Annotated in this window: 23 protein-coding genes; 19 read left to right on the top strand and 4 right to left on the bottom strand. The window is 60.2% G+C overall.

Going from position 1 to position 21,880, the window contains the following annotated elements:
- Positions 1 to 2: 2 nt before the first annotated feature.
- From ACR0FB_RS06775 to glmU, 3 genes are read right to left on the bottom strand one after another with little or no spacing between them, the layout of a single operon-like run.
- On the bottom strand, positions 3 to 545 hold the full coding sequence (locus ACR0FB_RS06775) for a pyridoxamine 5'-phosphate oxidase family protein (protein ID WP_480619839.1): 543 nt from the start codon (positions 543 to 545) through the stop codon (positions 3 to 5).
- A gap of 3 nt (positions 546 to 548) precedes the next feature.
- Positions 549 to 2,372, bottom strand: a complete 1,824-nt coding sequence (gene glmS / locus ACR0FB_RS06770) for a glutamine--fructose-6-phosphate transaminase (isomerizing) (RefSeq protein WP_171722947.1) — start codon at positions 2,370 to 2,372, stop codon at positions 549 to 551.
- A gap of 3 nt (positions 2,373 to 2,375) precedes the next feature.
- Positions 2,376 to 3,728 carry a bifunctional UDP-N-acetylglucosamine diphosphorylase/glucosamine-1-phosphate N-acetyltransferase GlmU gene (glmU, locus tag ACR0FB_RS06765; RefSeq protein WP_480619837.1) on the bottom strand — a complete coding sequence of 451 codons (1,353 nt, stop codon included), beginning with the start codon at positions 3,726 to 3,728 and terminating at the stop codon, positions 2,376 to 2,378.
- Between the two features lie 134 nt (positions 3,729 to 3,862).
- Between glmU and ACR0FB_RS06760 the strand changes: the two genes are divergently transcribed.
- The 3 genes from ACR0FB_RS06760 (at position 3,863) to ACR0FB_RS06750 (ending at position 7,092) form a co-directional block, all read left to right on the top strand.
- Complete coding sequence (locus ACR0FB_RS06760) at positions 3,863 to 4,534, top strand: HAD-IA family hydrolase (protein ID WP_209832581.1); 672 nt, start codon at positions 3,863 to 3,865, stop codon at positions 4,532 to 4,534.
- A 39-nt stretch (positions 4,535 to 4,573) separates the two neighbouring features.
- Complete coding sequence (locus tag ACR0FB_RS06755; protein ID WP_210092592.1) at positions 4,574 to 5,764, top strand: DegT/DnrJ/EryC1/StrS family aminotransferase; 1,191 nt, start codon at positions 4,574 to 4,576, stop codon at positions 5,762 to 5,764.
- A 164-nt stretch (positions 5,765 to 5,928) separates the two neighbouring features.
- Positions 5,929 to 7,092 (top strand): isovaleryl-CoA dehydrogenase, encoded by a 1,164-nt coding sequence (locus tag ACR0FB_RS06750; protein WP_171115013.1) that lies wholly within the window; start codon positions 5,929 to 5,931, stop codon positions 7,090 to 7,092.
- A gap of 52 nt (positions 7,093 to 7,144) precedes the next feature.
- Here ACR0FB_RS06750 and ACR0FB_RS06745 read toward each other — a convergent pair whose 3' ends face one another.
- Positions 7,145 to 7,747: an OmpW/AlkL family protein gene (locus ACR0FB_RS06745; protein ID WP_171227945.1), complete on the bottom strand. Its 603-nt coding sequence runs from the start codon at positions 7,745 to 7,747 to the stop codon at positions 7,145 to 7,147.
- Positions 7,748 to 7,952: 205 nt separating this feature from the next.
- Here ACR0FB_RS06745 and ACR0FB_RS06740 point away from each other — a divergent pair, with 205 nt between their 5' ends.
- The 16 genes from ACR0FB_RS06740 (at position 7,953) to nuoF (ending at position 21,878) form a co-directional block, all read left to right on the top strand.
- Entirely contained in the window at positions 7,953 to 9,413 is a 1,461-nt protein-coding gene (locus ACR0FB_RS06740; RefSeq protein WP_480619835.1) for an AMP-binding protein, read from the top strand.
- 361 nt (positions 9,414 to 9,774) lie between these two features.
- Positions 9,775 to 11,382 (top strand): carboxyl transferase domain-containing protein, encoded by a 1,608-nt coding sequence (locus ACR0FB_RS06735; protein ID WP_480619833.1) that lies wholly within the window; start codon positions 9,775 to 9,777, stop codon positions 11,380 to 11,382.
- A gap of 1 nt (position 11,383) precedes the next feature.
- Positions 11,384 to 11,809, top strand: a complete 426-nt coding sequence (locus tag ACR0FB_RS06730) for an ASCH domain-containing protein (protein ID WP_171722953.1) — start codon at positions 11,384 to 11,386, stop codon at positions 11,807 to 11,809.
- A 5-nt stretch (positions 11,810 to 11,814) separates the two neighbouring features.
- A complete protein-coding gene (locus ACR0FB_RS06725; protein ID WP_480619831.1) occupies positions 11,815 to 13,749 on the top strand; it encodes an acetyl/propionyl/methylcrotonyl-CoA carboxylase subunit alpha in 1,935 nt (644 codons plus the stop codon).
- Between the two features lie 78 nt (positions 13,750 to 13,827).
- Positions 13,828 to 14,679: a hydroxymethylglutaryl-CoA lyase gene (locus ACR0FB_RS06720; RefSeq protein WP_480619829.1), complete on the top strand. Its 852-nt coding sequence runs from the start codon at positions 13,828 to 13,830 to the stop codon at positions 14,677 to 14,679.
- Position 14,680: 1 nt separating this feature from the next.
- A complete protein-coding gene (locus tag ACR0FB_RS06715; RefSeq protein ID WP_480619827.1) occupies positions 14,681 to 15,463 on the top strand; it encodes a crotonase/enoyl-CoA hydratase family protein in 783 nt (260 codons plus the stop codon).
- Between the two features lie 194 nt (positions 15,464 to 15,657).
- Complete coding sequence (locus tag ACR0FB_RS06710) at positions 15,658 to 16,023, top strand: NADH-quinone oxidoreductase subunit A (RefSeq protein ID WP_050602775.1); 366 nt, start codon at positions 15,658 to 15,660, stop codon at positions 16,021 to 16,023.
- Entirely contained in the window at positions 16,014 to 16,547 is a 534-nt protein-coding gene (locus tag ACR0FB_RS06705; RefSeq protein WP_010442777.1) for a NuoB/complex I 20 kDa subunit family protein, read from the top strand. The genes ACR0FB_RS06710 and ACR0FB_RS06705 overlap by 10 nt, the downstream gene beginning before the upstream one ends.
- An 11-nt stretch (positions 16,548 to 16,558) precedes the next feature.
- Positions 16,559 to 17,164, top strand: a complete 606-nt coding sequence (locus ACR0FB_RS06700; protein ID WP_171631137.1) for an NADH-quinone oxidoreductase subunit C — start codon at positions 16,559 to 16,561, stop codon at positions 17,162 to 17,164.
- The gene (locus ACR0FB_RS06695; protein ID WP_010442775.1) at positions 17,164 to 17,337 is read left to right on the top strand and encodes a hypothetical protein; all 174 of its coding nucleotides are present in this window, start codon (positions 17,164 to 17,166) and stop codon (positions 17,335 to 17,337) included. Before ACR0FB_RS06700 ends, ACR0FB_RS06695 begins: the two co-directional genes overlap by 1 nt.
- The gene (locus ACR0FB_RS06690; RefSeq protein ID WP_256368965.1) at positions 17,337 to 17,462 is read left to right on the top strand and encodes a hypothetical protein; all 126 of its coding nucleotides are present in this window, start codon (positions 17,337 to 17,339) and stop codon (positions 17,460 to 17,462) included. The genes ACR0FB_RS06695 and ACR0FB_RS06690 overlap by 1 nt, the downstream gene beginning before the upstream one ends.
- Positions 17,462 to 18,685, top strand: coding sequence for an NADH-quinone oxidoreductase subunit D (locus ACR0FB_RS06685; RefSeq protein WP_171631140.1), 1,224 nt, complete (start codon positions 17,462 to 17,464; stop codon positions 18,683 to 18,685). The genes ACR0FB_RS06690 and ACR0FB_RS06685 overlap by 1 nt, the downstream gene beginning before the upstream one ends.
- Complete coding sequence (locus tag ACR0FB_RS06680) at positions 18,682 to 19,158, top strand: hypothetical protein (RefSeq protein ID WP_171631143.1); 477 nt, start codon at positions 18,682 to 18,684, stop codon at positions 19,156 to 19,158. The genes ACR0FB_RS06685 and ACR0FB_RS06680 overlap by 4 nt, the downstream gene beginning before the upstream one ends.
- On the top strand, positions 19,158 to 20,315 hold the full coding sequence (locus ACR0FB_RS06675; protein ID WP_209832593.1) for an NADH-quinone oxidoreductase subunit E: 1,158 nt from the start codon (positions 19,158 to 19,160) through the stop codon (positions 20,313 to 20,315). Before ACR0FB_RS06680 ends, ACR0FB_RS06675 begins: the two co-directional genes overlap by 1 nt.
- Positions 20,316 to 20,345: 30 nt before the next feature.
- The gene (locus ACR0FB_RS06670) at positions 20,346 to 20,567 is read left to right on the top strand and encodes a DUF5337 domain-containing protein (RefSeq protein ID WP_171115038.1); all 222 of its coding nucleotides are present in this window, start codon (positions 20,346 to 20,348) and stop codon (positions 20,565 to 20,567) included.
- A 12-nt stretch (positions 20,568 to 20,579) separates the two neighbouring features.
- Entirely contained in the window at positions 20,580 to 21,878 is a 1,299-nt protein-coding gene (gene nuoF / locus ACR0FB_RS06665) for an NADH-quinone oxidoreductase subunit NuoF (RefSeq protein ID WP_209832595.1), read from the top strand.
- Positions 21,879 to 21,880: the final 2 nt, after the last annotated feature.

Below are 21,880 nucleotides of genomic sequence, written 5' to 3'. Positions count from 1 at the left end.
GCTCACATCGGTACGCCGGTTGGCTTTCCATCAATCGTATGGCTGTTCCTTTCCACCCAATACGAGCGGATGTCCTCGTCTGATTTTCCATCCACCCATTTCTGCATCGTATCGCGGTCGGATTGGAATTCCATGAAAGGCACGGCATAGCCGCAAGAGGTCTGCACCATGTCGATCGTCTGGTCATAGATCTGCCGTGCGCTTCGGTGATTTGGGAACAGGCCGGCAAAGTTGTCCCATCCATCATCCCCGACATGCAGGCAACGTGCCGTGCCATAGGTGCGCAGGATCATCGGGCGCGTGGTGAAGGAACACCACATCAGCGTCATCCTGTTGACCTGCAAAAGATGCCCCGCCGTTTCATTGCCACTGCCGGTCAGGTTCATCCAGACGATGCGGTTCGGCCCCAATATCCGCAGCGAATCCATTCCCTTGGGGGAAATATTGACACGACCTTCGGCCCCGGCGGTGCCGACGAAGAACATGTGCTGATCTTCGATGAACTTTTGATGCGCTTCCTCGAGCTGCGGGAACTGCTTGGCCATAATTCACTCCACCGTGACCGACTTGGCCAGATTGCGCGGCTGATCCACATCGGTGCCCTTGGCAACCGCCGTGTGATAGGCCAGCAATTGCGCGGGAACCGAATACAGGATCGGTGCAAGACTGGTGTGAACATGCGGCATGCGGATGGTGCTCCAGACTCCGTCGCCGGCCTCGTCAATGCCGTCATCATCAGAGACCAGGATCACCTTGCCCTTGCGCGCCATCACTTCCTGCATGTTCGACACGGTCTTGTCGAACACGGTGTCACGGGGTGCCATGACGACCACGGGCATATGCTTGTCGATCAGGGCGATGGGGCCGTGTTTCAACTCTCCTGACGCATAACCTTCGGCGTGGATATAGCTGATTTCCTTGAGCTTCAGCGCGCCTTCCATTGCCAGCGGATACATCAGGCCACGGCCCAGAAACAGGACGTCGCGCGCCTCGGACAGGCGTTGGGCGGCTTTGCGGATCGCCCGGTTCTGATCGAGCGCGGCGTTCAGCACGGTCGGCAACCCGCGCAGAGCGGCGGCATGATCGGCGATGTCCTCACCCGTCATCGTGCCCCGGTCTGCTGCGGCCTTGAGCGCCAGCATCAGCAGCACGCTCAGCTGACAGGTGAAGGCTTTGGTCGAAGCCACGCCGATTTCGACACCGGCATGGATCGGCAAGGCGATATCGCTTTCCCTTGCAATCGAGCTTTCGGGGACATTGACGACCGAAACGATCTTGTCTGCCTTGCCCTCACAGTACCGCAACGCGGCCAGCGTGTCGGCGGTTTCGCCCGACTGGCTGACGAAAAGCGCCAGTGTTCGATCCGTGATCGGAGGCTCGCGATAGCGGAACTCGCTGGCGATATCGACCTCTACCGGCATCTTGGCCAGTTGCTCGAACCAGTATTTCGCGGTCAGGCAGGCGTAAAACGCGGTGCCGCAGGCCACCATGGTCAGACGGTCCAGCTTGCTGAAATCCAGATCGGCATCGGGCAGTGCCACGCGGTCACCACCCGTGGGCAGGTAGGACCGGATCGCCTCTGCCACAACGATGGGCTGTTCAGCGATTTCCTTGGCCATGAAATGCTTGTGCTCGCCCTTGTCCGCGCGCGTATGATCCAGCTTAATCTTGCGCTTTTCCCGGTTGGCCAACTCACCGGCTTCGTTGCGGATTTCAAGCGACGTTCGCGTCAGAACCGCGCGGTCGCCTTCTTCCAGATATGTGATCTGGTTGGTCAGAGGCGCCAGGGCGATGGCGTCAGAGCCCACATACATCTCACCATCCCCATGTCCGATGGCCAGCGGTGATCCCTTGCGGGCCGCCACGATCAGGTCGTCCTCTCCGTCGAACAGAAAGGCCAGCGCAAAGGCGCCTTCCAACTGGTCGATCGTCTTGAACGCGGCCTCAACCGGGGACAGGCCCGAGTTCAGGTGGTGTTCCGTCATGAGGGCGACCGTTTCCGTGTCGGTTTCGGTTTGGAAATCAACACCATGTTCGGCCAGTTCGGCCCTCAGGTCGCGATAGTTTTCGACGATGCCGTTATGAACGACGGCCACCGGGCCCGCCTTGTGCGGATGTGCATTATTGACCGACGGGGCGCCATGCGTGGCCCAGCGGGTATGGCCGATGCCGGATTTTCCGGGAAGAGGATCATGCACCAGAAGATCGCTGAGGTTGACCAGCTTGCCAACCGCGCGCCGCCGGCCCAATGCGCCGTCGTTGACGGTTGCAATCCCGGCGCTGTCATAGCCGCGATATTCAAGCCGTTTCAGGGCTTCTACCAGAATAGGGGCGGCCTCGTGCTGCCCCAAAACACCTACTATTCCACACATATCTCAGGCCTTTTTATCGCGGCGAGCCTTTTTCGCCTTCAACATATCAAACAATTTACGTGCATATCCGGGCTTGTTTTCCTGCTTGGCCCGCGCAACAGCCAGCGCATCAGGGTCCACATCCCTGGTCACGACAGTGCCCGTCGCGGTCATCGCGCCGTCGCCCACTGTGACCGGCGCCACCAGCATGGTGTTCGAGCCGACAAAGACATTCTCCCCAATCGTGGTCTTGTGCTTCATCACGCCGTCATAGTTGCAGGTGATCGTGCCTGCGCCGATGTTGGTCGCAGCGCCAACCGAAGCGTCCCCGATATAGCTGAGGTGATTGACCTTCGCGCCTTCGGCGATTTCGGCATTCTTGATCTCGACAAAATTGCCGACCCGCGTGTTTTCGGCCAGTTCGGCACCAGGGCGCAGGCGCGCGTAGGGGCCGACGACAGCGCCCCGGCTGACATGGCAGCCCTCAAGATGCGAAAAGGCGCGGATCGTTGCGCCGCTTTCGACCGTGACGCCCGGTCCGAACACCACATTTGGCTCGATCACCGTATCGCGCCCGACCACCATATCCGCGGCCAGATACACCGTGTCAGGCGCCATCAAGGTGACACCCAGGTCAAGCAGCTCGGCACGGGCGCGCGTCTGAAATACGGCATCGGCGGCCGCCAGATCAGCGCGAGAGTTCACGCCCAGCGTCTGCGCTTCGTCGCACGCGACTGCGGTCACGTTCAGCCCACGGCGGCGCGCAATTTCAACCACGTCGGTCAAATAGTATTCGCCCGAAGCGTTGTCGTTTCCGACCTCGTCGATCAGCGAAAACAGCAGCTGCGCATTGCAGGCCAAAAGCCCTGAGTTGCAAAATGTTATGGATCGTTCTTCATCCGACGCATCCTTGAATTCGACAATGCGTTCCAGCACGTCGCCATTCATGACCAGCCGGCCATAACGGGCAGGATCGGCTGCTTCAAAGCCAAGAATAACAAGGTCATTCCCGGACCGTGCCTCGATCATCCTTTCCAGCGTGTCGGGCTGCAGGAACGGGGTGTCGCCGTAAAGAACAACCACATCACCTTCGAACCCGCTCAATGCGCTTCGGGCCTGGGCGACCGCATGGGCCGTACCCAACTGGTCTTCCTGCACGGCGATCTGCGCCCCTTCATCCTCGGCCCGTGCAACCTTTGCCACAGCTTCGGACCCGTGGCCGGTGACGATCACGGTATGTTCGGGCGACAGGACAGATCCGGCGCGCATCGCATGGATCAGCATCGGAACCTGAGCGATGGGATGCAGAACTTTGGGAAGGTCCGAATTCATCCTGGTGCCTTTTCCGGCGGCAAGGATGACAAGGGCAGTGGTCATGAATTCGTTTTCTCTTTGTGTTTTGTTGCGGTCCGTTTTATCCGCTGAGGTCAAAGGCGCAAGCCGTTCGGCCATCAAACAAGATTGCCGATTGAAACAGGACACGGCGAAAACCTGCCGAGCAAGGGGGCGAAATGCGCACCGTCATCTTCGATCTGGACGGCACTTTGGCGGATACATCCGGCGATTTGCTGGCGGCCGCGAACCATTGTTTCCGCAAGATGGGGCACGGGGATGTACTGGTCCACGGGCCGGATTCCGGTGTGGCGCTGCGAGGTGGACGCATGATGCTGACCCACGGGCTGAAACGAGTCGGGGCCTATGACGAGGATACGGTGCAGGCCTATTACCCGGTTCTTCTTGAGGCCTACGCGCAGGACATCGACACCCACACCAGTTTCTATCCCGGCGCACTACAGGCGGTCGAGATGCTGAGTGACGCGGGTTACGGTGTGGGCATTTGCACGAACAAACCGGAACATCTGGCCGAATTGTTGCTGACACGCATGGGGGTGCGGGACCGTTTTGCATCTTTGGTCGGGGCAGATACGCTGCCGGTCCGCAAACCGGACCCGGCGCCGTTGCGTGAAGCCGCGCGCCGTGCCGGGGGCGATCCGGACTTGTGCGTGCTGGTCGGAGACTCGGATACTGACCGCAACACCGCCAGGGCGGCGGGCGTTCCTTCGGTGCTGGTTACCTTCGGGCCATCGGGGGATGACATGGCGGCGCTGGAACCCGAAGCCCTTCTGCATCATTTTGATGACTTGCCCGGCCTCGTGCCTGATCTGATCGGTGCGGCAGCCTGAAACCTTGACCGGACCCTTTCGGAGCCTCAGAACAAGACCATGACCGACGTATTCTCTGGCAGCTTTACGCAGCAGGAACCCCTTCCGGAAGAAGCAATCGAAGCGGCACTGGCCGTTCTGCGCCATGGACGTCTGCATCGTTACAATGTCGTCCCCGGAGAGTTGGGGGAAACGGCCCTGCTGGAGCAGGAATTTGCGGCGCAGATGGGGGCCAAATACTGTCTGGCGGTTTCGTCTGGCGGTTACGCTCTGGCCACGGCCCTGCGTGCGGTTGGCGTGCAGCCGGGCGACCCGGTTTTGACCAATGCGTTTACGCTGGCGCCGGTGCCGGGGTCGATTGCCTCGGTCGGAGGGCGGGCAATTTTTGTCGGAGTGACGGAAGAGCTGACCATCGATCTGGATGATCTAGAGGGCAAGCTGGATCAAGCGCGTGTTCTGATGCTCAGCCATATGCGTGGGCATCTGTGTGATATGGACCGGCTGATGCAGATGTGTGACGCGGCCGGGGTGATCGTGATCGAGGATTGCGCACACACGATGGGTGCAGCCTGGCGCGGTCAGTTGTCAGGACGGCAGGGCGCGATCGGGTGTTATTCCTGCCAGACCTACAAGCATGTCAATTCGGGCGAAGGGGGCTTGCTGGTCACCGATGACGAGGAACTGGCGGCCAAGGCTACGATGTTGTCGGGGTCCTACATGTTGTACGAACGCCATCTTGCGGCGCCGGGGCCGGACGTGTTCGAACGGATCAAATACACCACGCCCAACGTCTCGGGCCGGATGGACAATTTGCGCGCCGCCATCCTGCGCCCGCAATTGCGGGATCTGGACCGGCAGGTGGAACGGTGGAACGAACGTTATCGCGAGATCGAAGCCGGGTTGCGGGGCACGCCGGGACTGACGATCGTCGAACGGCCCGAAGAAGAAACCTATGTCGGGTCTTCGATTCAGTTCTTGCTGCTGGATTGGGTGCCTGAACGGATAGCCGAAGTCATCAGCCGTTGCGCCGCGCGTGGGGTTGAGCTGAAGTGGTTCGGCGGTGCCGAACCGACAGGATTCACGTCGCGCTATGACAGTTGGCGATATTTCGATAGCGAGCGGATGCCTGAAAGTGACCGCGTTCTGGCCGGCGTTATGGATATGCGCGTGCCTTTGACGTTTTCCCTGGAGGATTGTCGATTGATCGCCCGGATCATCCGGGCTGAGGTGAGCGCGGTTTATCAGTCTTGACCAAGCGGAGTGCGCCTGCGGCGCACGCTCGATCTTTTGAAACGCCGCCCTTTTCGGGGCGGCGTTTTCTGTTTCGGACGCGCTGCCACAAAGATTGACCGGCGGCAGATTCGCTGCTAGAGATTTATTGAACACTTGTTCATTAAAGCGGAGGGAAGACGCAGATGTTCATGGCCACGATGAAATTCGATCTGGGTGAGGATGTGAATGCCCTGCGCGAGATGGTGCATCGCTGGGCGCAGGAGCGAGTCAAGCCGATGGCGGCCGAGATCGACGCCACCAATGCCTTTCCGAATGAGCTGTGGAAAGAGATGGGAGAGCTTGGTCTGCTGGGTGTTACCGTGCCGGAAGAGTACGGCGGTGCAGGCATGTCCTATCTGGCGCATACGATCGCCGTAGAAGAGGTCGCGCGCGCTTCAGCTTCGGTTTCTTTGTCATACGGGGCGCATTCGAACCTGTGCGTGAACCAGATCAAGCTGAACGGCAATGAAGAACAGAAGCAAAAGTACCTGCCGCGGCTTATCTCGGGCGAGCATGTGGGGGCGCTGGCCATGTCGGAACCTTCGGCCGGGTCGGATGTGGTGTCGATGAAGCTGCGCGCCGAAAAGCGGAACGACCATTACCGTCTGAACGGCAACAAATACTGGATCACCAACGGGCCGGATGCGGATACTCTGGTGGTTTATGCCAAGACGGACCCCGATGCCGGATCAAAGGGTATTACCGCATTTCTGATCGAAAAAGAGATGAAGGGTTTTTCAACCTCGCCCCATTTCGACAAGCTGGGTATGCGCGGGTCGAACACGGCTGAGCTGATCTTTGAAGATGTAGAGGTTCCGTTCGAGAACGTGTTGGGCGAAGAGGGCAAGGGTGTTGCCGTGCTCATGTCGGGGCTGGATTATGAACGGGTCGTGCTGGCAGGCATCGGGACCGGCATCATGGCCGCCTGTCTGGACGAAGTGATGCCTTATCTGGCTGAACGCAAGCAGTTCGGCAAACCCATCGGCAGCTTTCAGTTGATGCAGGGCAAGATTGCCGACATGTACACCGCGATGAACTCGGCGCGGGCCTATGTTTACGAAGTCGCCAAGGCGTGTGACCGCGGTGACGTGACCCGGCAGGATGCGGCAGCGTGCTGCCTTTACGCGTCGGAACAGGCGATGGTTCAGGCCCATCAGGCGGTTCAGGCGCTGGGCGGGGCGGGCTTCCTGTCGGATGCGCCGGTCAGCCGGATTTTCCGGGATGCCAAGCTGATGGAGATCGGTGCAGGCACCAGCGAGATTCGCCGGATGCTGATCGGCCGCGAAATGATGAATGAAATGCTCTGAAAGAAAAAACACCCTGCGGACGAGGTAACCGCAGGGCGCTTTGGAAACGGGATCAGAACCGATGGACGTAGGAAACACCGACCAGCCAGGGATCGATTTCCGCGGTGCCGATGGGGGCGCCGTTGAGCGAGACGTCCGAGTCAATGTCGAACCAGCGCACGTTCAGGCGGATCGCCCCGTTGTCGGTGACCATGTAATCCAGACCGGCCTGCAACGAGACGCCGAAGGAGTCATCGACCTTGATGTTGCCCAGGGGCGATTGCTCGTCGAAGAAGATCGTATAGTTGAGACCGGCGCCGACATAGGGTTTCCAGGCGCTGTTGGTCGGGAAGTGATAATTCAGCGACAGGGTGGGCGGCAGGTGCTTGACCGTGGCCGCGTCCGTACCGCCAAGGGCCACGGTGTGTTTGAACGGGGTCGCCGCCAGAAGCTCAATGCCCAGGTTGTCGCGAATAAAGTACTCGGCGGTGAAAATCGGGCGGGTGTCCGCGTCGATCGTCGCTGCCGCACCGGCCAGCGTGCCGTTGTCGGATTTCGGATCCAGATAGCCAACACCGATACCCAGCGTCCAGTCCCCTTGCGACTGGGCCAAAGCCGGAGCCGCCAGGGCGACCAGCGCGGTAGACAGTGTCAAAGCGGCGAGTTTCTTTGTCATATTCTTGCCTTTGGTTATGTTGATGCTCTTGGTTTCGCAAAGGCGGTGTCCGGCCACTCTGATCTGCATCAAGTTTGTGTGATGTGTCCGCCCAAGGTCAGGTCGCGAAGCATCAGGAAAACAAGGGGAATTCGCGTTGTTGCACGCTGAGCGCATACCGGGTTTGCGCTCAGGAGGAGGCTGGGACATACCGGACCGGCTGAACATGGCGCAGCAATGTCTGAACCATCCGGGTGATCAGGTGGCGCTTATTGATCTGACCGGATCAGGGCAGCGGCTGACAACCTATGGGCAACTGGCGCAAATGGCTGATGGGATTGCCCGCGCCCTGCTGGCCCGCGTCCGGCCCGGTGATCGGGTCGGAGTGCTGCTGAGCCAGTCACCCTGGTGTGCGGCAGCTCATCTGGCGATCTGGAAGATCGGCGCGATTTCGGTGCCCTTGTTCAAGTTATTCAAACGGGATGCGCTGCGGTCGCGGGCGGGCGATGCAGGCGTTCAGATCGTGCTGACTGATGCTGAAGGGGTGGATTTGCTGGGCGATCTGGCTGAACCTCTGATCGCATCCGAAATTGGCGTGGCCGGTCCTGCGCTGCCCTATGCTGCGACAGGGCCCGAGGATCCTGCCGTATTGATCTACACCTCTGGTACAACCGGCAGCCCCAAAGGCGCACTGCACGGGCATCGGGTTCTGACCGGGCATGTGCCGGGTGTCTCGATCAGCCACAATCACCTGCGCGAAGGAGACTGCCTGTGGACCCCGGCGGATTGGGCGTGGATCGGCGGGTTGTTCGATGTGCTGATGCCGGGCCTTGCGCTGGGCATTCCGGTTGTCGCGGCACGGCTTGAAAAGTTCACTCCCGAAGCCTGCGCCGAGATCATTGCGCGGGGCGGGGTGCGGAATGTGTTCTTTCCGCCGACCGCCCTGCGGATGCTCAAGGCGGCGGATCAGGCGATCCCGGGTTTGCGCTCGGTTGCGTCCGGGGGTGAGCCGCTGGGGGCCGAGATGCTGGCCTGGGGCCACGGTGCGTTTGGTCTGACGATCAACGAATTCTTCGGCCAGACCGAATGCAATATGGTCGTATCCTCCTGCGCCGAGGATTTCCCTGTTCAACCCGGCTGTATCGGAAAGCCGGTGCCTGGGCATGAAGTCGCGGTGATCGACGAGGATGGCATCCCGACCAGCGAGGAAGGCGATGTTGCCATCCGGCGGGGTTCGGCCTCGATGCTGCTGGAATACTGGAACAATCCGCAAGCGACGGCCGAGAAGTTCCGGGGTGACTGGCTGATCACCGGAGACCGCGGCGTGTGGGAAGGCGACTATCTGCGCTTTGTCGGCCGGGATGATGACGTGATCACCTCGGCCGGTTACCGCATCGGTCCGGCCGAGATCGAGGATTGCCTGCTGACCCATCCGGCTGTGGCCACCGTGGGCGTGGTCGGCAAGCCCGACCCGCTGCGGACCGAGATCGTCAAGGCCTATGTGGTGTTGAAACCGGGGGCCGAGGCCACGGGTGCCGAGTTGCAGGGTTGGGTCAAGGACCGTCTGGCGCATTATTCGTACCCGCGCGAGGTGGCATTTCTGGAGGAACTGCCGATGACCGTGACCGGGAAGGTGATCCGCAAGGAGTTGAAGGCGCGGGCGGCGGGGGAAGATGTAGGGGAATGAAAGTACTCGATAGAATTAGTGGGCTCCGATGTCCTTGTTGCGATGCACCTGTCACGTGGAATATCGCAAATACAGCGAAGGGCAGTGAGGGCTACATACCTTTCGTCGAATGTGGAAAATGCAATGAGAAGCTCAGAGTCGCGAGCGGTTCTGGTCTCATCCACGCAATAATAGCTTGCACCCTCGTGACCGTTTTTTGGTTCGCCTTTGGAATGATGGGCTTGTTCGGCGTCGACGGCGTGTCACTGTTCCCAAGTTGGGTGCCGATTGGACTATTAGGAAAATCAATATTGTTTGGCATTGCTGTGGTTTTCATAGCTCTTCCAATTGCCAATCGGTCTTTGAAAATAGAGGTATGCAAATGAAACTCACATCCAAAGCTATGCCCGCCTCTGAGGGCTTCAAAGCCAACCGCGCAGCCCATCTCGACGCGCTGGCGCAGATATCTGCCGCCGCCGAGGCAGCCCGCATGGGGGGCGGCGAGAAATCCCGCGCGCGGCATGAATCCCGCGGCAAGATGCTCCCCCGCCGAAGGGTGGCGAACCTGCTGGATCCGGGGTCTCCGTTCCTCGAAATCGGGGCAACAGCGGCGCATGGGATGTATGGCGGTGCCGCGCCCTGTGCTGGGGTGATTGCGGGCATTGGCCTTGTGCAGGGGCGCGAGGTCATGGTGGTCTGCAACGACGCCACCGTGAAGGGCGGCACATATTATCCAATGTCGGTCAAGAAACACCTGCGCGCGCAGGAGATCGCCGAGGAAAACCATCTGCCCTGCATCTATCTAGTCGACAGCGGCGGTGCGAACCTGCCCAATCAGGATGAGGTCTTTCCCGATCGGGACCACTTTGGCCGCATCTTCTATAATCAGGCGCGGATGAGCGCGAAGGGTATCCCTCAGATCGCCGTGGTGATGGGATCGTGCACGGCGGGCGGGGCCTATGTGCCTGCGATGTCAGATGTGACCATCATCGTGCGGGATCAGGGTACGATCTTTCTGGCCGGGCCGCCTCTGGTCAAGGCAGCGACCGGAGAGGTTGTCAGCGCCGAGGATCTGGGCGGCGGCGACGTCCACACGCGCCTGTCCGGCGTTGCGGATTATCTGGCCGAGGATGATGCACATGCTTTGGCCCTGGCGCGGCGGGCCGTTGGGTCCTTGGGCGGTGCCCGGCTGAAGCCCGGCCTACAGCTTGAGGCACCCGAAGATCCGGCCTATGACCCCGAGGAAATCCTGGGCGTTGTCCCTGCTGATCTGCGCACGCCCTATGACATCCGTGAAGTGATTGCGCGTCTGGTCGATGGGTCTCGGTTCGACGAATTCAAACCGCGCTTCGGCGAAACGCTGGTCACGGGGTTTGCCCATGTCAAAGGCTGTCCGGTTGGGATCATCGCCAATAACGGCGTGCTGTTTTCCGAAGCCGCGCAGAAGGGCGCCCATTTCGTCGAGCTGTGTTCGCAACGCAAAATCCCGCTTGTGTTCCTGCAAAACATCACCGGCTTCATGGTGGGCCGCAAATACGAGAACGAAGGCATCGCGCGGCATGGGGCCAAGATGGTGACGGCGGTGGCGACCACTTCGGTGCCCAAGATCACGATGCTGGTCGGCGGCTCGTTTGGTGCTGGAAACTACGGCATGGCCGGTCGTGCCTATCAGCCGCGCTTTCTGTGGACCTGGCCGAATTCGCGCATTTCGGTGATGGGCGGCGAGCAGGCCGCTGGCGTTCTGGCCACCGTCAAACGCGACGGGATAGAACGGCAGGGTGGCACGTGGTCCGCCGAAGAGGAGGCCGAGTTCAAACGCCCGACGCTGGATATGTTCGAGGAACAGTCGCATCCACTCTATGCCTCGGCCCGACTGTGGGATGACGGCATCATTGACCCGCGCAAGAGCCGCGATGTGCTGGCCCTGTCGCTCAGCGCCGCTCTGAATGCCCCGATCGAGGAGACACGTTTCGGCGTGTTCAGGATGTGAGATGAGCGAGAGTTTGAAAGACATATTAGCCCGTTATCCCGGTGCACAAACCTTCAAATTCGGCGACAACCCCGTGCTGAGTTCAGAGCTTCTGGCCTTGGTCCGTTCTGGCCGTAAAACAGCGACCTGCGACGCGCTCAGAAACTATCCTGATGACAGCCTTGAGATGCCCAAGTCCGGTCGCCGCGATATTGCGCTGAACTGGGATGACACTCCGGCGTTGGTCATTGAAACCGTTGATATTTCGATCCAGCGTTACTGCGATGTGACCGAGGAATTCGCCTTGGCGGAAGGTGAAAATGAAACGCTTGAAGGATGGCGGGAAGATCATCGCCGATATTTCCAACGAAACGGCGGCTTTGATCCCGAGATGAAACTCGTGTGCGAACGGTTCCGTCTCGTCGAAGATCTGGCATTGGAAGGGTGAAGGCTATGTTCAACAAAATTCTGATTGCCAACCGGGGTGAGATCGCCTGCCGGGTGATGGAAACGGCTCAGAGCATGGGCGTGTCCTGCGTTGCTGTTTATTCCGATGCGGATGCAGCCGCAAAACACGTTCAGATGGCGGATGAGGCGGTTCATATTGGCGGCCCCGCCCCGGCGGACAGCTATTTGAAGGGTGATGTGATCATTCAGGCCGCGCTGGACACCGGCGCGCAGGCGATCCATCCGGGGTATGGCTTTCTGTCCGAGAATCCCGATTTCGTGGATGCCGTGCAGGCGGCGGGGCTGACGTTCATCGGCCCCTCGGCGGATGCGATCCGCAAGATGGGCCTCAAGGACGCGGCCAAGGTTCTGATGGAGAAGGCCGGCGTTCCGGTCGTGCCAGGTTATCACGGCGACAATCAGGACCCCGAGCATCTGGCAGGTGCGGCGGATGCAATCGGCTATCCGGTTCTGATCAAGGCTGTTGCGGGTGGCGGCGGCAAGGGGATGCGCCTTGTCGAACGCCCCGAGGATTTCGCGACCGCGCTCGACAGCGCGCGGGGCGAGGCCCGGACCGCCTTCGGCAATGATGCCGTGCTGGTCGAAAAATTCGTGGCCAAACCCCGCCATATCGAAGTGCAGGTGTTCGGCGATGGTACTCATGCCGTGCATCTGTTCGAAAGGGACTGCTCGTTGCAGCGCCGCCATCAGAAGGTGATCGAAGAAGCCCCCGCCCCGGGCATGACGTCTGAGATGCGCGAGGCTATGGGTCAGGCCGGCGTGCGGGCCGCCGAGGCGATCGGCTATAAAGGCGCGGGCACGGTCGAATTCATCGTCGATGCCTCGGACGGGCTGCGCCCCGACAGGTTCTGGTTCATGGAAATGAACACGCGCCTTCAGGTGGAGCACCCGGTGACAGAGGCGATCACGGGGATCGACCTGGTCGAGTGGCAGCTTCGCGTGGCCGCAGGCGAGAGCCTTCCCAAGAAACAGGATGATCTTGCGATCTCTGGCCATGCCTTCGAGGCTCGTCTGTATGCCGAGGATGTGCCGAAAGGGTTCCTGCCCGCGACGGGAACGCTGACTCATCTGGTTTTCCCCGGCACGTGTCGCGCCGATAGCGGCGTTCGCGCCGGGGACACGATCAGCCCGTGGTATGACCCGATGATCGCCAAGGTGGTGGTGCATGGATCGACGCGTGCCATTGCACTTGAGACGTTGAACCGGGTGCTGCAACAGACCGAAGTTGCGGGTACCGTTACCAATCTGGCCTTTCTGGGCGCGTTGACGCGTCACGAAGGATTTGCCTCGGGCGATGTCGATACGGGGCTGATCGGGCGAGACCTTGAAACGTTGGTGCAGGAACCCGAGCCGTCGGATGTTACCGCGGTCGCGGCTGCGATGACAGCATTGGATCTGGTGGATGTCGATCCGGAAACCGGGTTTTCGCTGTGGGCGCCGCTGCATCGTGCCGTGCATTTGTCCCGTCGCGACGACGTGCTGGATCTGGATGTGCAGGTCGATGGGCCGGATCGCCAGATTTGGCAGGTTGGCAAAAACCGCGTCGTTGCTGAACGCGCCGCCGGGCGCTGGATGTTGAACGGCACGCCGATGCCTCGCGTTGCTGCACATAACGGGACCCTGACGGTTTTCACCGATTACGGTCAGAGCTTTGACGTCATCGATCCGCTGGACCGCGATACCAGCGCGACCGGCGACACCAATGTGATCGAGGCGCCTATGCCCGGTCTGGTCAAAGCCGTCTTTGCCACAGCGGGACAAACCGTACAGAAAGGCGATCGTCTGGCAATTTTGGAAGCGATGAAGATGGAGCATTCGCTGCTTGCGGCGCGGGACGGGATCGTTGCCGAAGTGCTGGTCGGGGATGGTTCGCAGGTCGAAGCCGGGGCTGCCTTGGTGAGGTTGGAGGAAGAAGCTTGATCTGTACCCGCGCAACGCGGCGTGCCAAGGTCAGACGATATTTGCTTGAAACGACGACAATCCAGAAGGGGGGCGGACATGGGTGAGCTGGTCGAAATCTATGAGGTCGGGCCGCGCGACGGGCTGCAAAACGAAAAACGCGAAATACCGGTCGCGGACAAGATCGCCTTGATCGACTGTCTCAGCCGGGCGGGGTTTCGCCGGATCGAAGTTGCAAGCTTCGTGTCCCCGAAATGGGTGCCGCAGATGGCGGGTTCCGCTCAGGTGCTGGGGGGGATCACGCGTGCGAATGGGGTGCGCTATGCCGCGCTGACGCCGAACATGCATGGCTATGGCGACGCGCTGGCGGCCAGGGCGGACGAGATTGCCGTGTTCGCCTCGGCCTCCGAAGGATTCTCGAAGGCCAATATCAATGCCTCCATCGCCGAGTCGATCGAGCGGTTCACGCCGATTCTGGAGGCGGCGCGCCGTATCGACCTGCCGGTTCGTGGCTATGTCTCATGCGTTACGGATTGCCCATATGACGGTCCGACGCCGCCCGAAAAAGTGGCTGAGGTTGCTGATCGGCTTTTCGCGCTGGGCTGTTACGAGGTTTCGCTGGGCGACACGATAGGGCAGGGAACTCCGGACAAGGTTGCACATATGCTTCTGGCAGTGCGCGAGAGGGTTCCAGTGACGCGGCTGGCGGGGCATTTCCATGACACCAACGGGCGCGCGATCGACAACATCGATGCGGCATTGGCGCTGGGCGTGCGGGTGTTCGATGCAGCAGTGGGAGGGTTGGGTGGTTGCCCCTACGCCCCGGGTGCGGCCGGTAACGTGGCGACCGAGGAGGTTGCGGCACATTTGCATCGGCTGGGATACGAAACTGGCCTGGATATCGACGTTGTTGAAGAGGCCGCGCAGATGGCCAGGGCTTTGAGGGGCTGACATGTTTGAAACGATCACGATCTCGACGGATAGGCGTGGTGTCGCGACGCTCACCCTGAACCGGCCGGAAAAACACAATGCCATGTCGGGGCAGATGATCACGGAATTGACCGACGCCGCATCGCAACTTGGTCAGGATGACGCGGTCCGGGCGGTCGTTCTGGCCGCGGCGGGCAGGACGTTTTGTGCCGGCGGTGATCTGGGGTGGATGCAGGACCAGATGGCGGCTGACAAAAAGACGCGTTTTGTCGAGGCGCGCAAACTGGCCGAGATGTTGCAGGCTCTGAACACGATGCCAAAGCCTCTGATCGGGGCGTTGCAGGGCAATGCCTTTGGGGGCGGGGTGGGCATGGCGGCCGTGTGCGATGTCGCGATCGGGGTCGACAGTCTGATGATGGGGTTGACCGAAACGCGCCTGGGGCTGATCCCCGCAACAATTGGCCCCTATGTCATCGCCCGCATGGACGAAGCCCGCGCGCGCCGGGTCTTCATGTCGGCCCGTCTGTTCGATGCGTCCGAGGCCGTTGATCTGGGCCTGCTGGCGAAAACCGTGTCGGCAGATCGGCTTTCGGAGGCCGTTGAGGACGAAATTCGCCCCTATTTGTCTTGCGCGCCCGGGGCGGTTGCCTCTGCCAAGGCGCTGGTGCGCGCTTTGGGGCCGCGCATCGACGATGCCGTGATCGATCAGACCATAGGCGAGTTGGTCGAGCGGTGGGAAACACACGAGGCACGCGAAGGGATCGCGGCGTTTTTTGAAAAACGAAAACCTGCATGGAATAAGTAGGTTTTACAAGGTTCCGCCATGCCAATGCCAAACGCCGGTGCTGCGATTCTATGCCGCGCTGTCAAGCGCAGGTTTGATCGCGAAGGGGGCTGTGTTCGGTTGACCCTCTGACCCCGCGGGGATAGAGAATGTCCAGTCAACACGCCAATTGACGGCGCACCCGGATCGGGGCATGCGCAGGAAAGGAGCTATTCGTGGAAGACCTGCTGCGGGAGTACCTCCCGATTCTGGTGTTTCTGGCCGTTGCCGTTGGCCTTGGGATCGTCTTGATTCTGGCCGCCGTCGTACTGGCCGTCCGCAATCCCGACCCCGAAAAGGTCAGCGCATATGAATGTGGTTTCAATGCCTTCGACGATGCGCGGATGAAATTCGACGTCCGATTCTATCTGGTTTCGATTCTGTTCATCATCTTCGATCTTGAAATTGCCTTCCTGTTTCCCTGGGCCGTCGGCTTCAAGGACATCAGCGATGTCGGGTTCTGGTCCATGATGGTGTTCCTGGGTGTTCTGACCATCGGCTTTGCCTATGAATGGAAGAAAGGGGCGCTGGAATGGGAGTGATGACAGGTGCAAACACCGCTGGCGTCGACAAAGAAGTCGCCACCCAGGCCCTGAATGCCGAGCTGCAGGACAAAGGGTTCCTGCTGACCTCGACCGAAGACATCATCAACTGGGCCCGTACCGGCTCGCTGCACTGGATGACCTTTGGTCTGGCCTGCTGCGCAGTTGAGATGATGCATACCTCGATGCCGCGTTATGATGCGGAACGGTTTGGCATTGCCCCCCGAGCGTCTCCGCGTCAGTCGGATGTGATGATCGTGGCCGGAACCCTGACCAACAAGATGGCGCCCGCGCTGCGCAAGGTCTATGACCAGATGCCCGAGCCGCGCTATGTGATCTCGATGGGGTCTTGCGCGAATGGCGGTGGGTATTACCACTATTCCTATTCCGTCGTACGTGGCTGTGACCGGGTTGTTCCGGTGGACATCTACGTGCCCGGATGCCCTCCGACTGCTGAGGCGCTGCTTTACGGTCTGATGCAGTTGCAACGCAAAATCCGCCGTACCGGCACAATTGTCCGCTGAGGAGAGAGCTGATGAGCGAAGCACTCAAGGAACTCGGCGCGCAGCTGGAAATCAAACGATCTGATTGCGTTCTGTCATGGGACGTGACCCATGGCGAACTGAACGTGGATGTGGCGCCGTCAAACCTTGTGGAATTCGTCGAATTCCTGAAATCCGACCAGAGCTGCAAATTCTCGTCGCTGGTGGATATCACCGGTGTGGATTACCCCGAACGCGCCAAACGGTTCGATGTCGTCTATCACTTCCTGTCGATGTACCAGAACCAGCGCATCCGGCTGCGGGTGTCGATCCGCGAGGATGACATGGTGCCGTCCATCGTTGACGTGCACCCCTCGGCCAACTGGTTCGAGCGTGAGGTGTACGACATGTTCGGCATCCTGTTCTCGGGCCACCCAGATCTGCGCCGCATCCTGACCGACTATGGCTTTCGCGGTCATCCGCTGCGCAAGGATTTTCCGACCACTGGCTATACCGAGGTCCGCTATGACGAGGCGCAGAAACGCGTCGTCTACGAGCCGGTCAGTCTCGTGCAGGAGTACCGTCAGTTTGATTTCATGTCCCCATGGGAAGGTGCGAACTACATTCTGCCGGGGGATGAGAAACAGGAGACCGAATAATGGGTGGCATCTGGTGGCTGATCCTGTCTGCGCTGACAATCATTCCGATGGTGAAGATATTGCCGTTCTTCGGGATCAACAAATACTGGTGCCTGCTGTGTCTGGTTCCCTTTGGCACGATCGCCCTGCTGTGGTGGGTCGGGCTTAAACTGCAAGAGCTGGAGCGCCGCTGATGGGTCTGGGGGAACTGATCGCGTTGGGGGCGCTGGGGGTTCTGCTGGCCGGGGCTGCTGCCAAAGCGGCAGAGGCGGAAAAGGTTCGGGTTCGGGCCGATGCGAAAAAGAAACGAGGGCGTTGATGGACGGCTCAAGATACGATGACGGCAGCACGGACGCGCTGAGCGGAGAACAGAAGATCCGCAACTTTAACATTAACTTCGGCCCGCAACACCCTGCGGCGCACGGGGTTCTGCGTTTGGTGCTTGAACTGGACGGCGAGATTGTCGAGCGCTGCGACCCGCATATCGGCCTGCTGCACCGCGGCACCGAAAAGCTGATGGAAAGCCGGACGTATCTGCAAAACCTCCCCTATTTCGACCGTCTGGATTACGTGGCGCCGATGAACCAGGAACATGCCTGGTGTCTGGCCATCGAAAAGCTGACCGGGGTTGAAGTACCGCGTAGGGGTTCGCTGATCCGGGTTCTGTATTCCGAGATCGGCCGCATCCTCAACCACCTGCTGAACGTGACCACGCAGGCGATGGATGTGGGCGCGTTGACCCCGCCGCTTTGGGGCTTTGAAGAGCGCGAAAAGCTGATGGTGTTCTATGAGCGTGCCTGCGGGGCCCGCCTTCACGCGGCTTATTTCCGCCCCGGCGGTGTGCATCAGGACCTGCCGCCGGAACTGCTGGACGATATCGAGGCCTGGAGTCACGAGTTCCCAAGCGTCCTTGATGACATTGACGGGCTGCTGACCGAAAACCGCATCTTCAAGCAGCGCAACGCCGACATCGGCGTGGTGACCGAAGATGACATCCAGAAATACGGCTTCTCGGGCGTGATGGTGCGTGGATCGGGTCTGGCCTGGGACCTGCGTCGCGCGCAGCCCTACGAGTGCTACGACGAGTTCGAATTCCAGATCCCCGTCGGCAAGAACGGCGACTGTTATGACCGCTACCTTGTCCGCATGGAGGAAATGCGCCAGTCGCTGCTGATCATCCGTCAGGCCATCGCCAAAATCCGCGAGTGCCCCGGTGACGTTCTGGCGCGCGGCAAGATCACCCCGCCAAAACGCTCGGACATGAAGACCTCGATGGAAAGCCTGATCCATCACTTCAAACTGTATACCGAAGGCTTCCACGTGCCGGCTGGTGAGGTCTATGCCGCCGTCGAGGCCCCCAAGGGCGAGTTCGGCGTCTATCTGGTCGCCGACGGCACCAACAAGCCTTATCGCGCCAAACTGCGCGCGCCCGGTTTCCTGCACCTGCAAGCCATGGACCACGTTGCCAAAGGCCACCAACTGGCCGACGTCGCCGCCATCATCGGCACCATGGACGTTGTGTTTGGGGAGATTGATCGGTGAGATGCTTTGCCCTGATTCTGGCCCTCGTGGCTGCCCTACCGGCGCAGGCCGCATCGACTCACCCGACGGCAAAAGTGCTGGAGGTTATGCGGGAAAACGGCTGTCGGCTGGATATTTCGCAAACCGAGGAGGCTTTTTCTGCGCGTGACCTGCGCCCCGAGGATGTCAGCGCCGTGATCAATTCCTGGGCCGAACGGGGGTTGGCTGGTCTGGACGGTCCCGTATTCGAGATTGCGCCTGCGATTTGCGGTGCGCATGGACTTGCGCCCGAGGATACGGCAAGGCGTGCCGACGCCTTATTTGACTTCGTGCGTTTGAATGGGTGCCGTATGGTCGAAGAAGAAGCCGAGATAAAATTGCGCCCCGCCGGTTTTACACAGGCCGAAACGCCTGATCTGATTGCCTTCCTTGTCGAACAAGGTCGCGCGCATCAGGACGCCCCCTATATCATCGTGATCGGAGATGCCTGCTAATGCTGCGCCGTCTGCACCCCGAACAACCCGAAAGCTTTGCCTTCACCGCTGCCAACCAGCAATGGGCCAAAGCGCAGATTACCAAATACCCCGAGGGGCGTCAGGCCAGCGCGGTGATCCCGCTACTCTGGCGTGCGCAGGAACAAGAGGGATGGCTGAGCCGTCCGGCGATTGAATCGGTCGCGGATATGCTGGGCATGGCCTATATCCGCGTGCTCGAGGTCGCCTCGTTCTACTTCATGTTCCAGCTGCAACCAGTAGGATCTGTGGCGCATATTCAGGTCTGCGGCACGACGTCCTGCATGATCTGCGGGGCCGAGGATCTGATCGCGGTCTGCAAGGAAAAGATCGCGGCGAAACCGCATGAACTTTCTGCCGATGGCAAGCTAAGCTGGGAAGAGGTCGAATGCCTCGGGTCCTGCACCAACGCGCCGATGGCGCAGATCGGCAAGGATTACTATGAGGACCTGACCGCCGAGAGCTTTGGCAGGATCCTCGACGATCTGGTGGCGGGCAAGGTGCCGACGCCCGGTCCTCAGAATGGGCGTTACGCGGCCGAGCCGTTGAAAGGGCTTTCCAGCCTGTCCGAATATGAAGCCGGCAAGCCGAAATACAACGCGAGTGTTGAACTGGCGACAGAGCTTGGGGACACGGTCAAGCGTATCGACGGAACCGAAGTTCCGATCCTGACTCCTTGGCTTGGTAAGGATGGCAAAGCCGAAGCTTCCGGTTCCGCTCCTCAACCGCCGAAAAAGCCGGAGCCCGGCAAGACGGCGGCACAACAGAGTGGAACCAAAAAATCTACCCATACCGAACCGGCATCTCCCGAGGGCGCTGCGGCAAAGACGGATGGCCCAGACGTTCAGGAGACCCAGCCTAACACTCTAACCGCGGCACGTGACGGCAAGGCGGATGACCTTAAATTGTTGAAAGGCGTTGGCCCCAAGCTGGAAGAAACGCTAAACGAGCTGGGTTTCTATCACTATGACCAGATCGCGGCCTGGACGCCCGAACATGTGGCCTGGGTCGATGCGCGATTGAAATTCAAAGGCCGGATCGAACGCGATGGCTGGATCGAGCAGGCGACCAAGCTTGCTGCCGGTGAGGAAACCGAATTCGCCAAACGTGCCAAATCCGAGGGCACATACGAAGACTAGACGGATGCCCGTTCCGGGCTTCGGGGGAAGATGGACAAGGACAAGGAACAGGCCATAGCCCGCAAGGGCCGACATATCGGGGTGGTCATCGCCGTGACCATGCTGATCTGGCTTGCGATGAACCTGTTCATTGGCCCCGCGCTGGGTTTGACAACCCGGCATGCGCTGCTGTTTGATTTCGCCGCTCTGGCGGGTTTCATCTATGCGGGCGTCAACATTTTTCAACTCTGGCGCATGCGTCAGGACAGCTGAAGGTAACACGCGATGCTGAAGGATCAGGACCGGATCTTTACCAACATCTACGGGATGCATGAACGCACGCTGAAAGGTGCGCAGGCCCGCGGGCATTGGGACGGCACTGCTGGCCTGATTGATAAAGGGCGCGACTGGATCATCCAGACGATGAAGGATTCCGGGCTGCGCGGACGCGGCGGCGCGGGTTTCCCGACCGGTCTCAAATGGTCGTTCATGCCCAAAGAAAGCGACGGGCGCCCGTCCTATCTGGTGGTCAACGCGGACGAATCCGAACCCGGCACCTGCAAAGACCGCGAGATCATGCGCCATGATCCACATACGCTGATCGAGGGCTGCCTGATCGCGTCTTTCGCCATGAATGCCCACACCTGCTACATCTACCTGCGTGGTGAGTACATCCGCGAACGCGAGGCGTTGCAGGCCGCGATTGACGAGGCCTATGACGCGGGTCTGCTGGGCAAGAATGCCGCGGGCTCGGGCTGGGATTTCGACCTATTTCTGCACCACGGGGCGGGCGCCTATATCTGTGGCGAGGAAACCGCGCTGATTGAAAGCCTCGAAGGTAAAAAGGGCATGCCGCGGATGAAGCCGCCGTTCCCGGCAGGTGCGGGTTTGTATGGCTGCCCGACGACCGTGAACAACGTCGAATCCATCGCCGTCGTACCTACGATCCTGCGCCGTGGGGCGGATTGGTTCGCAGGTTTCGGCCGCCAGAACAACGCGGGCACCAAGCTGTTTGCGATCTCGGGTCACGTCAACAACCCCTGCGTCGTGGAAGAGGCGATGTCAATTTCCTTCGAGGAGCTGATCGAGACCCATTGCGGCGGCATTCGCGGTGGCTGGGACAATCTGCTGGCCGTGATCCCCGGAGGATCCTCGGTTCCGTGTGTGCGCGGTGAGAACATGCGCGACGCGATCATGGATTTCGATTATCTGCGCAACGATCTCGGCTCGGGGCTTGGAACGGCGGCGGTGATCGTGATGGACAAGTCCACCGACATCATCAAGGCGATCTGGCGCCTGTCAAAATTCTACAAACACGAAAGCTGCGGCCAGTGCACGCCCTGCCGCGAAGGCACTGGCTGGATGATGCGGGTCATGGACCGCCTGGTGCGCGGCGAGGCCGAGCTGGAAGAGATTGACATGCTGTTTGATGTGACCAAACAGGTGGAAGGTCACACGATCTGCGCGCTCGGCGATGCGGCCGCCTGGCCGATCCAGGGCCTGATCCGGAATTTCCGTGAAGAAATCGAAGACCGCATCAAGGCTCAGAAATCGGGCCGTATGGGTGCGATGGCGGCGGAGTGATC

The organism is Ruegeria sp. P10 (assembly GCF_056534925.1).
This window is presented reverse-complemented; position numbering and strand designations above follow the sequence as displayed.

Coding starts and splice junctions, on each gene's coding strand:
- ACR0FB_RS06775 (WP_480619839.1), bottom strand. CDS start 545: ATGGCCAAGCAGTTCCCGCAGCTCGAGGAAGCGCATCAAAAGTTCATC.
- glmS (WP_171722947.1), bottom strand. CDS start 2,372: ATGTGTGGAATAGTAGGTGTTTTGGGGCAGCACGAGGCCGCCCCTATT.
- glmU (WP_480619837.1), bottom strand. CDS start 3,728: ATGACCACTGCCCTTGTCATCCTTGCCGCCGGAAAAGGCACCAGGATG.
- ACR0FB_RS06760 (WP_209832581.1), top strand. CDS start 3,863: ATGCGCACCGTCATCTTCGATCTGGACGGCACTTTGGCGGATACATCC.
- ACR0FB_RS06755 (WP_210092592.1), top strand. CDS start 4,574: ATGACCGACGTATTCTCTGGCAGCTTTACGCAGCAGGAACCCCTTCCG.
- ACR0FB_RS06750 (WP_171115013.1), top strand. CDS start 5,929: ATGTTCATGGCCACGATGAAATTCGATCTGGGTGAGGATGTGAATGCC.
- ACR0FB_RS06745 (WP_171227945.1), bottom strand. CDS start 7,747: ATGACAAAGAAACTCGCCGCTTTGACACTGTCTACCGCGCTGGTCGCC.
- ACR0FB_RS06740 (WP_480619835.1), top strand. CDS start 7,953: ATGGCGCAGCAATGTCTGAACCATCCGGGTGATCAGGTGGCGCTTATT.
- ACR0FB_RS06735 (WP_480619833.1), top strand. CDS start 9,775: ATGAAACTCACATCCAAAGCTATGCCCGCCTCTGAGGGCTTCAAAGCC.
- ACR0FB_RS06730 (WP_171722953.1), top strand. CDS start 11,384: ATGAGCGAGAGTTTGAAAGACATATTAGCCCGTTATCCCGGTGCACAA.
- ACR0FB_RS06725 (WP_480619831.1), top strand. CDS start 11,815: ATGTTCAACAAAATTCTGATTGCCAACCGGGGTGAGATCGCCTGCCGG.
- ACR0FB_RS06720 (WP_480619829.1), top strand. CDS start 13,828: ATGGGTGAGCTGGTCGAAATCTATGAGGTCGGGCCGCGCGACGGGCTG.
- ACR0FB_RS06715 (WP_480619827.1), top strand. CDS start 14,681: ATGTTTGAAACGATCACGATCTCGACGGATAGGCGTGGTGTCGCGACG.
- ACR0FB_RS06705 (WP_010442777.1), top strand. CDS start 16,014: ATGGGAGTGATGACAGGTGCAAACACCGCTGGCGTCGACAAAGAAGTC.
- ACR0FB_RS06700 (WP_171631137.1), top strand. CDS start 16,559: ATGAGCGAAGCACTCAAGGAACTCGGCGCGCAGCTGGAAATCAAACGA.
- ACR0FB_RS06695 (WP_010442775.1), top strand. CDS start 17,164: ATGGGTGGCATCTGGTGGCTGATCCTGTCTGCGCTGACAATCATTCCG.
- ACR0FB_RS06690 (WP_256368965.1), top strand. CDS start 17,337: ATGGGTCTGGGGGAACTGATCGCGTTGGGGGCGCTGGGGGTTCTGCTG.
- ACR0FB_RS06685 (WP_171631140.1), top strand. CDS start 17,462: ATGGACGGCTCAAGATACGATGACGGCAGCACGGACGCGCTGAGCGGA.
- ACR0FB_RS06675 (WP_209832593.1), top strand. CDS start 19,158: ATGCTGCGCCGTCTGCACCCCGAACAACCCGAAAGCTTTGCCTTCACC.
- ACR0FB_RS06670 (WP_171115038.1), top strand. CDS start 20,346: ATGGACAAGGACAAGGAACAGGCCATAGCCCGCAAGGGCCGACATATC.
- nuoF (WP_209832595.1), top strand. CDS start 20,580: ATGCTGAAGGATCAGGACCGGATCTTTACCAACATCTACGGGATGCAT.